At 68.9% G+C, this 14,280-nt stretch carries 14 protein-coding genes; 7 read left to right on the top strand and 7 right to left on the bottom strand.

Annotated features, from left to right (window positions below):
• Window positions 1-55: 55 nt before the first annotated feature.
• Window positions 56-2,197, top strand: coding sequence for a UvrD-helicase domain-containing protein (locus AY578_RS28050; RefSeq protein WP_258905975.1), 2,142 nt, complete (start codon window positions 56-58; stop codon window positions 2,195-2,197).
• Here AY578_RS28050 and AY578_RS28045 read toward each other — a convergent pair.
• Window positions 2,194-3,192: an IS481 family transposase gene (locus tag AY578_RS28045; protein WP_037638204.1), complete on the bottom strand. Its 999-nt coding sequence runs from the start codon at window positions 3,190-3,192 to the stop codon at window positions 2,194-2,196. The genes AY578_RS28050 and AY578_RS28045 overlap by 4 nt on opposite strands.
• Before the next feature lie 389 nt (window positions 3,193-3,581).
• Here AY578_RS28045 and AY578_RS28040 point away from each other — a divergent pair, with 389 nt between their 5' ends.
• The gene (locus tag AY578_RS28040) at window positions 3,582-4,313 is read left to right on the top strand and encodes an EcsC family protein (protein WP_258905974.1); all 732 of its coding nucleotides are present in this window, start codon (window positions 3,582-3,584) and stop codon (window positions 4,311-4,313) included.
• Window positions 4,314-4,493: 180 nt separating this feature from the next.
• Window positions 4,494-5,600, top strand: coding sequence for a vWA domain-containing protein (locus AY578_RS28035; protein WP_019521679.1), 1,107 nt, complete (start codon window positions 4,494-4,496; stop codon window positions 5,598-5,600).
• A gap of 235 nt (window positions 5,601-5,835) precedes the next feature.
• Here AY578_RS28035 and AY578_RS28030 read toward each other — a convergent pair whose 3' ends face one another.
• Both AY578_RS28030 and AY578_RS28025 read right to left on the bottom strand, forming a co-directional pair.
• Window positions 5,836-6,633: a PDC sensor domain-containing protein gene (locus AY578_RS28030; protein WP_020699955.1), complete on the bottom strand. Its 798-nt coding sequence runs from the start codon at window positions 6,631-6,633 to the stop codon at window positions 5,836-5,838.
• A complete protein-coding gene (locus AY578_RS28025) occupies window positions 6,626-7,426 on the bottom strand; it encodes a FadR/GntR family transcriptional regulator (protein ID WP_078611577.1) in 801 nt (266 codons plus the stop codon). The genes AY578_RS28030 and AY578_RS28025 overlap by 8 nt, the downstream gene beginning before the upstream one ends.
• A gap of 96 nt (window positions 7,427-7,522) precedes the next feature.
• Between AY578_RS28025 and AY578_RS28020 the strand changes: the two genes are divergently transcribed.
• The 4 genes from AY578_RS28020 (at window position 7,523) to AY578_RS28005 (ending at window position 11,558) form a co-directional block, all read left to right on the top strand.
• Window positions 7,523-8,560 carry an ABC transporter ATP-binding protein gene (locus AY578_RS28020; RefSeq protein ID WP_215187755.1) on the top strand — a complete coding sequence of 346 codons (1,038 nt, stop codon included), beginning with the start codon at window positions 7,523-7,525 and terminating at the stop codon, window positions 8,558-8,560.
• Between the two features lie 67 nt (window positions 8,561-8,627).
• Window positions 8,628-9,815, top strand: coding sequence for an ABC transporter substrate-binding protein (locus AY578_RS28015; RefSeq protein WP_215187754.1), 1,188 nt, complete (start codon window positions 8,628-8,630; stop codon window positions 9,813-9,815).
• A gap of 7 nt (window positions 9,816-9,822) precedes the next feature.
• The gene (locus AY578_RS28010; protein ID WP_019521684.1) at window positions 9,823-10,707 is read left to right on the top strand and encodes an ABC transporter permease; all 885 of its coding nucleotides are present in this window, start codon (window positions 9,823-9,825) and stop codon (window positions 10,705-10,707) included.
• Between the two features lie 35 nt (window positions 10,708-10,742).
• Window positions 10,743-11,558 carry an ABC transporter permease gene (locus tag AY578_RS28005; RefSeq protein ID WP_258905970.1) on the top strand — a complete coding sequence of 272 codons (816 nt, stop codon included), beginning with the start codon at window positions 10,743-10,745 and terminating at the stop codon, window positions 11,556-11,558.
• A gap of 757 nt (window positions 11,559-12,315) precedes the next feature.
• Here AY578_RS28005 and AY578_RS28000 read toward each other — a convergent pair.
• Genes AY578_RS28000 through AY578_RS27985 form a run of 4 tightly spaced genes read right to left on the bottom strand, consistent with a single transcriptional unit; the run spans window position 12,316 to window position 14,276 of the window.
• A complete protein-coding gene (locus AY578_RS28000) occupies window positions 12,316-12,930 on the bottom strand; it encodes a GAF domain-containing protein (protein ID WP_136239311.1) in 615 nt (204 codons plus the stop codon).
• Window positions 12,893-13,516, bottom strand: coding sequence for a GTP-binding protein (locus AY578_RS27995; RefSeq protein WP_037954484.1), 624 nt, complete (start codon window positions 13,514-13,516; stop codon window positions 12,893-12,895). The genes AY578_RS28000 and AY578_RS27995 overlap by 38 nt, the downstream gene beginning before the upstream one ends.
• Window positions 13,494-13,880: a DUF742 domain-containing protein gene (locus tag AY578_RS27990; protein WP_019521689.1), complete on the bottom strand. Its 387-nt coding sequence runs from the start codon at window positions 13,878-13,880 to the stop codon at window positions 13,494-13,496. Before AY578_RS27990 ends, AY578_RS27995 begins: the two co-directional genes overlap by 23 nt.
• A 3-nt stretch (window positions 13,881-13,883) precedes the next feature.
• Window positions 13,884-14,276, bottom strand: a complete 393-nt coding sequence (locus tag AY578_RS27985; RefSeq protein ID WP_019521690.1) for a roadblock/LC7 domain-containing protein — start codon at window positions 14,274-14,276, stop codon at window positions 13,884-13,886.
• Window positions 14,277-14,280: the final 4 nt, after the last annotated feature.

Genomic DNA, 14,280 nt, shown 5'->3' with positions numbered 1-14,280 from the left:
CTCAGCTGACCGCCAACTCGCCCACGGCAAGACACGCCGTGCCTAAAATCCCGTCATGCCGCACCTCGCCCTCGACAAGGCCTTCTGCCAGCAGCTGGAGAAGTTGGAAAAGCATGTCAGGAACGGCGTGTTCGATGCCTGGGAGAAGTTCGAGCGGCTCACCCTCCACCAGCTCTTCAAGGACCCGGGCCTGAAGCTGGAAGCGCTCAAGGGCGCCAGGGACCGGCAGATCCGGACCATCCGGATCACCCAGGGGTACCGGGGTGTGGTCCTGGCACCCGAGACCGGCGACACCTTCGTGCTGCTGCGGGTCGGCCCGCACGACGAGGCCACCGAGTGGGCTGTGCGGCAGAAGGCGACCATCAACGCGGTCACCGGCGCCGTTGAGCTCCGCGAGATCACGACCCTGGAGGAACTGGCCCCGGCGTACGAGCGCATCGCACCCGCCGAGGAGCAACGGCTCTTCGCGAAAGTGTCCGACGGGCAGATGGCCGCGCTCGGCATCGACGCGGCCACGCTCGCGCAGGCCCGCGTGCTGACCAGCCTGGAACAGCTCGACGTCTTCGGGCGGTTCTTCCCGCCGGACCAGTACAAGGTGCTGGAGCACTTGGCGCTCGGCGCGAGCGTGGAGGAGACGTGGCAGGAGGTCGTGGTGCCGGCGCTGGCGGACGCGGCCGCGACAGAGCCCGTGGACACCTCCGACTACGCGACCGCCATCGCGCACACCCGTACCCGGATCGCCGTCGTCACGGACGCGGACGAACTGCGCGACATCCTCGACAAGCCGTTCGCGGCCTGGCGGATCTTCCTGCACCCGGCTCAGCACAAGGTCGCCTACCGGCCGTCGTACTCCGGGCCCGCGCAGGTGAGCGGCGGCCCCGGCACCGGGAAGTCCGTCGTCGCCCTCCACCGGGTGCGGCACCTGCTGCGGCATCTGCGCGACGGCGACCGCATTCTGCTCACTACGTTCACCAACGCCCTCGTGGACTCCCTCGGCGAAGGGCTCGCGCTGCTCGTCGACGACCCCGACCTGCGTGACCGGGTCGACGTCATGACGGTCGACGCCTTCGCCGGGCGGGTGGTCAACACCTCGCGCCGGCCGATCAGCGGGTACGAGGAGACCGCCCGGTGGGAGCAGGCCGCAGAGGCCACCGGCTTCACGGGCACCCCGCAGTTCCTCGCCCAGGAGTACAAGCACGTCGTCCTCGCCCAGGACATCCGCAGCCGGGAGGAGTACGAGCGCTGCGAGCGGCGGGGCCGCGGCAGCGCGCTGCCGGCCTCCGCCCGGCCCCTGGTGTGGCGGACGACCGAGGAGTTCACCCGGCGGCTGGCCGGGGACGGGCTGCGCACCTATCTCGGCACCTGTGTGGAGGCCACCGACCTCCTGACCGAGCAGGGGCCCGCCTACCGGCACGTCGTCGTCGACGAGGCCCAGGACCTCCACCCAGCCCAGTGGCGGATGCTGCGGGCGGCCGCACCGCGACGCCCCGACGACCTGTTCATCGCGGGCGACCCGCACCAGCGGATCTACGACAACCGGGTGTCGCTGAAGTCCCTCGGCATCCATGTCGCCGGCCGCTCGACCAAGCTGCGTCAGAATTACCGCTCCACCCAGGAGATCCTCAGCTGGGCGACGGGGCTCCTTCTCGGCCGTCCGTACTCCGAACTGGCCGACAGCGGGCGGCACGACACCCTCGTCGGCTACAGCTCCGCCCTGCACGGCTCCGGACCGCGCGTCCATGCCGCGAAGTCGGAGGAGGCCGAACTCGACGCACTGGTCGAGCAGGTGAGTGAATGGGTGCGCGGTGGCGCCACGTACGGGGAGATCGGGATCTGCGCACGCTTCAACAAGACCTGTGAGAAGGTCACCCACCGCCTGGCCGAGGCGGGCGTCCCGGCCGGCCGGGTCCGCGCGGGAGCCACCCGCACCGACGACGCGGTGAACGTCGGCACTATGCACACCTTCAAGGGGCTCGAGTACCGCTACACCGCCGTCGTCGGCGTCAACGACGCCGCACTGCCCAATCCTTCCGCGATCACTCCCGAAGACGTCGACCGGCTCCAGCACGAAGCCGACCTCGCGGCGGAGCGATGCCTGCTGTTCGTCGCCTGCACGCGGGCCCGGGACGGCCTCTACGTCTCGTGGGCCGGGCAGCCCAGCCCCTTCCTGGTGGAGGCCGGCTGCAGCGTGGACTAGCTGTATTGCCCTGTGAGGTTGGGGACGCGGCTGGCGGGTGGTTGCCCTTTCAGCGCGGTGTGTCCGCGGTGGTGATTGTAGGTGTGCAGCCATTGCGGGAACGCTTGGCGGCGCTCGGCTTCTGACCGGTAGGGGCGTGCGTAGGCCCACTCGTCCAGCAGGGTGCGGTTGAAGCGTTCGACCTTGCCGTTCGTCTGGGGCCGGTAGGGCCGGGTTCGCTTGTGGGCGATCCCGGTCGCTGCCAGGGCATCGCGCCAGTCGCGTGAGCGGTAGCAGGAGCCGTTGTCGGTCAGTACCCGTTCGACGGAGATCCCGGCCTGGGTGAAGAAGGTGTGGGCCCGCTGCCAGAAGGCGGTGGCGGTCTCCTTCTTCTCGTCCGCGTGGATCTCGCTGTAGGCGAGGCGGGAGTGGTCGTCGACGGCGGTGTGCAGGTAGCTGTAGCCGAGGTTGGGACGGCCGTGGACGGCGCGGGGCCGGGCGGGGTCGCGGTGCGCGGAGCTGTTGCGGCTGCCCTGAGCCCTGCCATGGACCTTGTGTCCGCCGCCGTCGGGGATGTTGCCCAGTTTCTTGATGTCGACGTGGACGAGTTCGCCGGGCCTGGCGCGTTCGTAGCGGCGCACCACGCGGCCGGTGGTCCGGTCGAGATGAGACAGGCGGGCCAGGCGGTAGCGGGTGAGCACGCGGTGCACGGTCGAGGGCACCAGGTGCAGGAAGTGCGCGATGCGGGCCGGTCCCCACCGGCGCAGCAGACGGACCTTGATGATCCGCCGCTCGGTACGGGTGGGAGTGCGGCCCGGGCTCGTGCGTGGGCGGCTGGAGCGGTCGGCCATGCCGGCTTCCCCCAGGCGGCGGTAGCGGTCGGCCCACCGCTGGGCGGTGGTGGGCGAGACCTGGAAGCGTTCGGCGGCCCGGCGCAGGGGCCAGCCGTCCTCGACCACGCAACGGGCCAGGCGCAGCCGTCCGGTCTCGGTCAGGGGTGCATTACGGTGGGGCACGAGGGCCTTTCTGGTTGGTGTAGACGTCGCAATCCACACCGAACCGGAAGGCCCTCACCCGTTCAAGATCCCTCGGCCGAGACCTGTCTCACCGTTCACAACCTCCCCGGACAGAACAACTAGCCCTCGACCCCTAGTGTCGGCCGAGCACCCATATGTCAACTCGCGCAGTTTGACGGCGCTTTCAGCACGTGAGAGGGTGTAGCCGCTTCAGCTTGTGAAGGGCGGTTCGGCTAGGGGAGTCGTGCCGTCAAGGGGAGGGCGGGCAGTAGCAGAGGGGGCTCCAGCCGACCGCGGTGCGTGCTGCGGGAATGGCGGACCTACACGTGCTACGACCCGCAGTGTCGCGGACGTCCTCAGCGGAGGCGCTCGCGGAAGGGGTGGTGGTAATGGCCGACGAGAAGACTCCGGACGAGGGAGCGGCCGAGAAGGCGGGGAAGTGGGTCGCGGAGCTCGCCGAGAAGGTGATGCTGAACGGCGTGGGCCCCGTCTCCCCGTCGGCGACCTGGGCCGAGGACCGCCTCGCGCGTCGGCAGGGCAACGCCTACAGAGCGCCCGACGACGAGGAGCGGCGCTCCTCCGACGACATGAAGGACGACATCGACGCCGTCGTCGCCCGCATAATCAAGGAGTCCGTGGCCGCCTCCGGAACACAGGGATTCGTCACCGGCCTCGGAGGCCTGATCACCGCGGGCATCACCATCCCCGCGAACGTCGCCGCCTCGTTCGCCGTCAACATGCGGATGGCGGGCGCCATCGCGTACCTCCGAGGATGGGACATCCGGGACCCGCACGTACGGACCGTCGTCATGATGCTCGCGATCGGGATGAGTGCGCAGAACGTCCTGGCGGCCTTCGGGGTGAAGATCGGCCAGAAGATCGGCGAGCAGATGCTCAAGAAGATCCCGATCGCGGTGATCCGGAAAATCAACGAGAAGGTCGGCTTCTTCCTCATCGCCAAGTACGGCACCAAGCGTGCCGCGATCACGCTCGCCAAGGGGATCCCGATCCTCGGCGGCATCGTCGGGGGCGCCGTGGATGCGGGCGCGACCGCGATCATCGGGCGGGCCACGGACAGGGCCCTGCGCGACGGCGACCTTGAGGCGCAGGAGCCGAAGTAGTTCGGCGCACCCAAAGCCGATCGGTCCCCTCTCAGGGCCCCGTTGTCAGTCCCCCTCCCTAAAGTGAAGCCATCATCTGGACGGGCCAGAGTCCATCCCGGCGTTCGCGCTGTGGGTGGACGCGTCCGCCTGCGGAAAAAGGGCGTCGGGGAGTTCCCCCGTCGGCCCGAGGGGGAAGGGATGGACGCGATGAGCGCCACGGTGAAGGACCGGCTGAAGAAGCACTTCGTGAACCACGTCGCTCTCGTCATCGACAAGTCCGGGTCGATGCAGGGCCACTCGGAGCAACTGGTGCGCGTCGTCGACGAGTTCGTGAAGGGGCTGGCGGAGGAGTCGGACCGGCTCGGGCACGAGACCCGGATCAGCCTCTACGCCTTCGACCACCTCGTCGAGAACCTGGTGTGGGACATGGACGTGAAGCATCTGCCGTCCATGCGGGGTCTGTACACCGTCGAGAACGGCGCGACCGCGCTGATCCAGGCGTCGGTCAAGGCGCTCGACGACCTCGGGCACATCTGGGAGGAGTACGGCGAGCACAGCTTCCTCCAGGTGGTCGTCACCGACGGCGAGGAGAACGCCTCCGGCGCCGACAAGACCGGTGCGCGGCACGACCTCATGCCCGACGGGCGTGCCGTGCTGGACGAGTGGCGGAGCCGGATCGCCGACAAGATGAACACCCTGCCCGACCACTGGACGTCGGCCATCATGGTGCCCAACTCGCTGGCCAAGCGCACCGCCCAGCAGTACGGCTTTCCGACGGGCAACATCTCGATCTGGGACGCCGACTCCGACCAGGGCGTCGAGGAGGCGATCGGCGCCGTCAAGACGGCCGCCACCCGGTTCCTGCGCGACCGCGAGCAGGGTGTGCGCGGCACGCGTAACCTTTTCGCGATGGGCCAGGACCTGAGCGCGGCCGACGTGACGTCGAACCTCCAGGCCCTCGACGCCGGCAAGTACGTGCTGATCCCGGTCGACCAGCGCACGTCGATCCGCGACTTCGTCACCAGCGCCGGGCATCCGTACAGGACTGGCTGCGCCTTCTACGAGCTGTCCAAGCGCGAGAAGGTGCAGGCGAACAAGCAGATAGCCGTGGCGGAGAAGGACCCGGCGACCGGCCGCATGACCGGCAAGGTGTTCACCGGCCCCGCCGCCCGCCAACTCCTGGGCCTGCCCGCGACCGAGGTGACGGTGGCGCCGGGCAGCAACGACGCCTACACGGTGTTCGTCCAGTCGACCTCCGTGAACAGGAAGCTGGTCCCGGGGACCCGGCTGCTCGTCCTGCTCTAGCCTCGACCGGCGATCACATCTCTCGTAGGTCCTCCCTCGACGCCGCTGCACGACTTCGCCATCTGGCAGCCCCTGCCGCGCCTGCGCGCCTGGGACCGCGCCTGCGAACCCTCAGAGGCGGCAGTGCCCGGCCAGCCCAGCAGGACCTGGACGCAGGCAACGTGGCGGCGCAGTACAGCGGGTGACGCTCGTCCCGGGCTGGGTCGACAGGGCCGGTAGGGGCAGGCTCGGAGACCTACGCACGCCCTGCCGGGGGAGTCGTGACCAGGATCAGGGGGATGTCACCGCAGGGTCGCAGCCGCAGCCCGCCGTGTTCGACGCCGTCCGCCGGTCCGGCCAGTATGGCCCCGAAGTCCGGGCCCTTGACGAGAGAACCGGCCAAATAGTCGGCACACGCCGAGGCAGCGACACGGCCGCGCGCGTTGACGAGGAAGGCAGAGCCGGGCAGCTTCTGCATGACCGGCATCACCGCCGCCTCGAAATGCGAGAGGTACACGTCCGCCGCGGCCACTCCCGTGAAGCGGCCCCCGACCGCCACCGGCACGGACAGGGTGAGGCTGTACTCCTTGGAGCAGAGATAGTCCACGTACGGCCCCGCGACCGCGCGCCGCCCGGTGTCGCGGGCCAGTGTGAACCAGTCCCAGTGGGTGTAGTCGGAGTACGCCGAGTGCTCCGGGTCCAGGTCCAGCACGAGCGGGCGCACGGCACCGCCCGCGCCGATCTGCCACCATTCGAGCCATGCCGATACGTCGGCGAGCAGCCCCGGAGCGGCCACGAAACCGGCGCCGGAGACCAGATCGAGTCGCGTGAGCCGGGTGTGCAGGCCGGGGCGGAGCGCGGCGAGGTCGCCGGTGAGGGGCCGCCGGCCGCTCTCGGTCACCGAGGCGAGGAGTGCCGCCGCGTCCGTACCGGTCTCGGAGACGGCGTCGAAGACGCCCTCCAGGGTGTCGCGGACGCAGGCTGCCACGTCGGCGGCCGTCACCTCGTCAAGGATGTCGGGTCCGCCGCCTGTGGGACGGGGACTGCTACCCATAGGTGTCCTCCTGGGGACGGGGGCCACCAGCAGAGCTGGAGGAGCCGAGGCGGAGTTCGACCAAGCGCGCCATGCACAACTGGACACACCCCTCGATCTGGGCTCTCGCCTGCTCGTCCGCACCATCTTGCAGTGCGGAGATCACGGTGCGGTGACGATCGCACAGGTCCTTGAGATACCTCTCCTCGCCGAGCACGAGAGACAGCAGCGCCCCCACCTCTGTCTGAATGCCGATCTCCTCCCGGGTCAGCCGCGCGGACTGGGCCGCGGCGGCCAGTTCCACGTGGAAGCGCCCGTGCACCCGGCTGCGTGCCGCGCCGTCGGCCGCCTCCGTCAACTGCTCAACAGACCTGCGCAGTGGGAGCAGATCCCCCGGCTCGGTTCGCTGGGCCGCGAGCCGGGCGGCGGCCCCCGAGATGGCGGCCCAGTGGTCGCCGAGGTCACGGAGTTCCTCGGTGCTCCAGCCGGCGAGGAGGCTCCGCAGCCGCTCCTCGGCGGGACCTTCGGGAACGGTGACGAAACTCCCTCCGCCCCGCCCCCTGCGGGTGGTGACCAACCCCTGCTGACGCAACGCCATCAGCGCCTCACGCAAGGTGACGGTCGAGACGCCGAGCTGTGTCGCGAGGTCGGACTCGCCGGGCAGTTGCTCCCCGTCCGCCAGCAGCCCGAGCTCGATGGCGTCGCCGAGCCGCCGCACGACCGCGTCCACCCGCGCCTGATTGTTGACCGGTGTGAAGACGGTCTGCCGGGCGCCGCACGGTTCTCGTGTCACGGCAACCACCCCCATGTTCATTGACTCAAGCTTTACCTTAGCGGGGTGTTGAAAATTAGAACTATGACTTCATATGTTTAAGGTCAACGTCCGGCAGCGCCAGAAAGGTTCCCGCCCATGGAAGGGAAAGCCGTCCGACTGCAGAGCCTGTGCAAGTCCTTCGGGCAGACGAAGGCGGTAGCCGGAGTCGATCTGGACATCGCGGACGGCGAGTTCTTCTCGATGCTGGGGCCGTCCGGATCAGGCAAGACCACCGTGCTTCGGATGATCGCCGGCTTCGAGCTGCCCACCAGCGGCTCCATCGAGCTCGCCGGGAGGGACGTGACCCGCCTCGCCCCCTTCGAGCGGGATGTGCACACCGTCTTCCAGGACTACGCGCTCTTCCCGCATATGACGCTGGAACAGAACGTCGCCTACGGTTTGAAGATCCGCAAGGTTCCCAAGGCCAAGCGGCTGGCGCGGGCCCGCGAGGCCCTGGCGAGCGTGCGGCTCGAAGGCTTCGGCGACCGCCGGCCGTCCCAGCTCTCCGGAGGCCAGCGGCAGCGCGTGGCGCTGGCCCGGGCCCTGGTCAACACGCCCAGGGTGCTGCTGCTGGACGAGCCGCTGGGCGCCCTCGACCTCAAGCTGCGCGAGCAGATGCAGATCGAGCTGAAGGAGCTGCAGCGCGAGGTCGGCATCACCTTCGTCTTCGTCACCCACGACCAGGACGAGGCGCTGACCATGAGCGACCGCATCGCGGTCTTCAACCAGGGCCGCATCGAGCAGGTGGGCACCCCCGCCGAGATCTACGAACGTCCCGCCACGCCCTTCGTCGCCGGCTTCGTCGGCACCTCCAACCTGCTCACCGGCCAGGCCGCGGAGCGGGTGGTGGGCACGGCCGGCACCTTCAGCATCCGTCCGGAGAAGATCCGCGTGCTGAGGGAGGACGGGGACAGCAGCGAGCCGGGGTACTCCAGCGCCGTCGGCACCGTCGCTGAGGTCGTCTACCTCGGGGACGCGACTCGTTTCCTCGTGGACCTCGACGCCGGGGGGCGGCTCACCGCCCTCCAGCAGAACCTGGAGACCTCGTCCGAGGACGTCGCGGCCTACCGCGGCTCGCGGGTCAGGCTCCAGTGGCAGCCACGCCACAACGTCCGTGTTCCCGAATCGCAGTGATCGCACCACCCCACACGTCCTGTCGCCGCCACCTTTCCCCCTATCCCCTGTGGAGCTCTCCGTGCGCATGTCCCGTTCGCTGAAGGCCGCCACCGCGGTCGGCGCCCTCCTCCTCGCCACCGCCTGCGGCTCGTCCGGCACGCCCTCGTCAGCCGGCGGCTTCAACCCGCCCGACCTCGAGGCGCAGAAGAAGCTCGGCAAGACCGAGGGCAAGGTGAACCTCATAGCCTGGGCCGGCTATGTCGAGGACGGCTCCAACGACCCGAAGGTCAACTGGGTCAGCGACTTCGAGAAGCAGACCGGCTGCCAGGTCAGCACCAAGACCGCGGCCACCTCCGACGAGATGGTCAGCCTGATGAAGTCCGGTCAGTACGACGCGGTCTCGGCCTCCGGCGACGCCTCGTTGCGCCTGATCGCCTCCGGCGACGCCGCGCCCGTCAACACCAAGCTCGTCCCCAACTACAAGGACGTCTTCGCCGGTCTCAAGAACCAGGACTGGAACTCCGTCGACGGTGTCCCGTACGGCATCCCGCACGGCCGCGGCGCCAACCTCCTCATGTACAACACGAAGAAGGTCACCCCGGCCCCCGACTCCTGGTCCGCCGTCTTCGACAATGCCTCGGCCCACAAGGGCAAGGTCACCGCGTACGACTCACCGATCTACATCGCGGATGCCGCCCTGTACCTGATGAAGACCAAGCCGTCGCTGGGCATCAAGAACCCCTACGCCCTGGACCAGAAGCAGTTCGACGCCGCCGTCCAGCTGCTCAAGGAGCAGAACGCCAACATCGGGGAATACTGGGGCGACTACCTCAAGGAAATCTCCGCCTTCAAGAGCGGTAACTCGGTCGTCGGCACTGCCTGGCAGGTGATCGTCAACGCCGCACAGGCGGAGAAGGCCCCGGTCAAGGCGGTGCTGCCGAAGGAGGGCGCGACCGGCTGGTCCGACACCTGGATGATCTCCGCCAAGGCCAAGCACCCCAACTGCGCCTACAAGTGGATGGACTGGATCATCTCCCCCAAGGCGAACGCCCAGGTCGCCGAGTACTTCGGCGAGGCCCCGTCCAACGCCAAGTCCTGTGCCCTGACCTCGGTGAAGGACCACTGCGCCACGTACCACGCGGCCGACGAGCCGTACTGGAAGAAGGTCCACTTCTGGACCACGCCCGTCCCGCAGTGCCTGGACGGCCGCAAGGACACCAAGTGCGTGCCCTACAGCAAGTGGGTCCAGGCATGGACCGAGATCAAGGGCTGAGCATCACATGACGAACACCGTGCCGACCGCCGGATTCGTCCGGCGGTTCGCCGGGACCCTGCACCGCCGTCCCCGGCTGCAACTGTCCCTGCTGCTCTCCGCGCCGCTGGCCTGGCTCGTCCTCGCCTACCTCGGCTCGCTCGCCGCGCTGTTCACCTCCGCGTTCTGGACCACGGACAGCTTCACCTCAAGCGTGGTGAAAATCTGGAACACGGACAACTTCACCGCCCTGTTCACCACCGACGTCTACCGCCAGGTCGCCCTGCGCAGCATCGGCGTCGCCCTCGTGGTCACCGTCCTGTGCGCCGTGATCGCCTTCCCGGTCGCCTTCTACACGGCCCGGATCGCGCGGCCCAGGTGGCGGCCCCTGCTGGTGGTCGCCATCCTCACCCCGCTGTGGGCCAGCTATCTGGTCAAGGCCTACGCCTGGCGGCTCATGCTCGCCGAGGGCGGTCTGCTGGACTGGCTGCTCGCGCCCCTCGGCCTCACCGGACCCGGCTACGGACTGACGGCCACCGTTCTGGTGCTGACCTACCTGTGGCTGCCGTACATGATCCTGCCGATCCACGCCGGACTCGAACAGCTCCCGGCCAGCTTGCTGGACGCCTCCGCCGACCTCGGTGCCCGCACCGGCCGGACCTTCCGCCTGGTGGTGCTGCCGATGATTCTGCCGTCCATCGCGGCCGGCTCGATCTTCACCTTCTCGCTCAGCCTCGGCGACTACATCGCCGTGCAGATCGTCGGCGGCAAGACGCAGCTGATCGGGAACCTCATCTACTCCAACATCACCCTCGACCTGCCGCTCGCCGCGGCGCTCGGCACCGTACCCGTGGTGATCATCGTGTTCTATCTGCTCGCGGTGCGCCGCACCGGAGCCCTCAGCAGCCTCTGACAGCCTCTGACGGTACGCAAACCGAAGGCCCCTCGATGAATCTCTCCCGCCCCGCGCGTATCACCGTGCGCATCGCCGCCGTGCTCGGCTTCGCGGTCATCTACATCCCGCTGCTGCTGGTCCTGGTCAACTCCCTGAACCCGGACCGCAGCTCGGGCTGGCCGCCGCCCGGACTCACCTTTCACTGGTGGGGCGACGCATGGCGAAGCACCGGTGCCCGCGCCGCACTGTGGACCTCGGTCAAGGCCGGGCTCGGCGCTACCGCGATCGCCTTGGTCCTCGGCACGCTCATCGCCTTCGCCGTCCAGCGCTTCAGGTTCTTCGGCCGGGAGACCATCTCCTTCATGATCGTCCTGCCGATCGCGCTGCCGGGCATCGTCACCGGCGTCGCGCTCAACACCGCCTTCCGTACGGTCCTCGAACCGCTCGGCGTCGGCCTCGGCATGTTCACGGTCATCGTCGGTCACGCCACCTTCTGCGTCGTGGTCGTCTTCAACAATGTGATCGCCCGGCTGCGCCGAATGGCCGGCTCGTACGAGGAAGCCGCCATGGACCTGGGCGCACACACCTTCCGCACCTTCGTCGACATCACCTTCCCCCTGGTGCGTTCCGCGCTCGTGGCAGGCGGGCTGCTCGCCTTCGCCCTGTCCTTCGACGAGATCGTGGTGACGACCTTCACGGCCGGACCCGGCGTCCAGACCCTCCCCGTCTGGATCTTCTCCAACATGGCCCGGCCCCAGCAGGCGCCCGTGGTCAACGTTGTCGCCGCGGTCCTCGTCCTGCTGTCGGTCATACCGATCTACCTCGCCCAGCGGCTGTCGTCCGACACCGCCTCGGGCAGCAGGATCTGAGGAACCCCCATGGCCCGGGGCCCCGCGACGCTCCGGACCCGTGGGGTCCCGAGCTGATGCCGCATCCCTACGAGCAGATTCCGCAGGAGGGACGTCCCGTCAGGGAACCCTCGCGTCCGGCCGGCACCAGCCGGCCGGCCGCGCTGCGAAGCCGAGCCGTGACCTGAGGTTTCCGCTCCGGGCGCGTGGCAAAAGTGCCGCCGGAGCTCGGGCGCGAACCCGTAACGGTCGAGGTAGTACGCGATCTGATCAGACCAGACCCGCGTTCCGTCGGTACGAAAGATGGCGGGCACCACTCTGCCGCGTTCGGGGTCGACACCATCCGGCTCAGGTGGCAGGAGCACGGCGGCGGGCGCATCGCGCGGGCAGTCCAGAAGGGCAGCCTGACGTCGCCGCCGCTCAAACTGCGCGATGCCGAGCACCAGGCACACGAAGCCACCGTGCCGCGCTGCGCGACTTCCACGTCACCCTCGATCTGCCCCAGGGCGAACACGACGACATCACCGACGACTTGATCGACCGGTTGCTCCTCGACGGGGAGCCCGTACGCCTGATCAAAGCTGAAGCCGCGCACCTGAACCTCGACGGACCTCCGAGTCCTTTGAGGGCGTCGAGCCCCTGGGACAGATCCCCCCAGCACCGAGCCAGGGCAATCCTGGACGACAGCCGCACACAGTGGCCTGACGCGTACCTCGTCCAGCGGACCGACGGAGCACCCTGACACGGGTCACATGATTTTGCAGGCGGGCAGCGCCGGTCAGCTGCGGCGGCGCGCCGACTCCTCGAGCCGTTCCACCAGTTCCGCAGCCATGGCCTTGATGGTTTCCAGCCCCTTACGCCCCCAGGGTTGCGGGTCCTGGTCGACGACGCAGATGGTGCCGAGCACCACGCCGGTGCTGTCTATCAGCGGTGCGCCCAGGTAGGAGTGGATGCCGATCGCGTCGACCACCCGGTTTCCGGCGAACCGCGGGAAATCCCGGATGTCCTCCAGCACCAGCGCCCGGCGACGCTTGACCACGTGCGGGCAGATGCCCATGTCGATGTCGCGGGGCATGACACGGCCGGGCACCGGGTCCTCCAGCAACGACGATCCCACGTGCACCGGGGTGTCCTGTGCGGCGCTGTACAACCCTGCGAAGAACTGACGGTCGGCGTCCAGGAAGAAGTTGACCCCGGCATAGCAGCCGCCGGTGCGCTGTGCCAGCTCCCGGGCGAAGGCGTCGAGTTCCGTGTCCGGACGGGCTTCGATGCCCAGCGCGCGCAGCCGCTCGGACCGGGTGCGCACCTGCGGGTCCTCCGGAGGGAGGAGCAGATGGCGCACGGCGATCCCGGACTCAGGCCCGGAGGACGGGTGGGGCGGTGTCGCTGCCATGGGAACTCCTTGTCGTGATCAGGTGCTGGATCAGTTCGAGCAGCACGCGGATGCCCGAGCTCTGGACGCGGGCGTCGCACAGCGCCACCGGCACCTCCTGCCTGAGGTCGAGCGCGGTCCGCACCTCCTCCGCGTGGTAGCGGTGCGCGCCGTCGAACTCGTTGACGGCGACGACGAAGGGGATGCCGCGCCGCTCGAAGAAGTCCACCGCCGCGAAGGAGTGCTCCAGCCTGCGGGTGTCGGCGAGGACCACCGCCCCGAGCGCCCCCTCGGACAGTTCGTCCCACATGAACCAGAAGCGCTCCTGTCCGGGTGTGCCGAACAAGTACAGGACATGGGACGGACTGAGGGTGATCCGGCCGAAGTCCAGGGCCACGGTGGTGGTGGCCTTGTTCTCCACTCCGTCCAGTCGGTCCGTGGCCGCGCTGACGGCGGTCAGCATCTCCTCCGTGCTCAGCGGCTCGATCTCGCTGAGCGTGTTGACGAAGGTGGTCTTTCCCACGCCGAAGCCGCCGGCGACGAGCACCTTGATTCCCACCGGCAGGGCTTCGGCGGGCGGCTGGTCACAGTCGTTTGAGGAGGGCATCGCGCACCGCTTCCAGAAGGTCTCGATCAGGTAGTGCGTAGTGGTCCGCGGAGGGCGGGGGCGCGTGGCCTGTGACCACCGCGCCGCCCTCGGCCAGATCGGACAGCAGCACCTTGACGACGGCGGCCGGAACCTGCATCCGGGCCGCGACCTCGGCGACACTCACAGGGCTCTCGCACAGCGCCAGGACCTGTGCATGCTCCAGGCCGAAGGTGCCCTGCGTCTGGGCACCCGTGGCCCGCACCACGGTCACGAGCGTGAAGTGGGACGTGGCCCTGGTCCGGCCGTCGCTCACGGTGTAGGGACGGACCAGCCGCCCGACCGTTTCGTTGGTCAGCGGTCCGTCGGGGAGGACCGGCGTCATCGGTTACCCCACCACGTGGCGCGGCGGCGTGGCCAGGTGCGGGCGCACGCTCTTCACCATCATGCCCATCTCGTAGCCCAGCACCGCCGCGTCCGCCTCGCGTCCGGCCAGCACCGCCAGCACCGCGCCGTGCCCGGCGCTCGAGACGAACAGCAACGAGGTGCTGAGCTCCGTCACTATCTGTCGCACGTCGCCGCCGTCGTCGAAGTGCCGGCCCGCGCTGCGCGCCAATGAGTACAGCCCACTCGCGAGCGCGGCCAACTGGTCGGCGGCGTCCGTGTCGAGCCCCTCCGCTGCCTTCACCAGTCCGTCCGAGGACAGCAACAAGGCGCTTCGGGTGTGCGGCACCCGGTTCACCAGACCTGTCAACAGCCAGGAAAGGTCTTCGCTCGCCACGATC

It is taken from the genome of Streptomyces thermocarboxydus (assembly GCF_024760485.1).
GTDB classification, from domain to species: Bacteria; Actinomycetota; Actinomycetes; order Streptomycetales; family Streptomycetaceae; genus Streptomyces; species Streptomyces cellulosae.
This window is presented reverse-complemented; position numbering and strand designations above follow the sequence as displayed.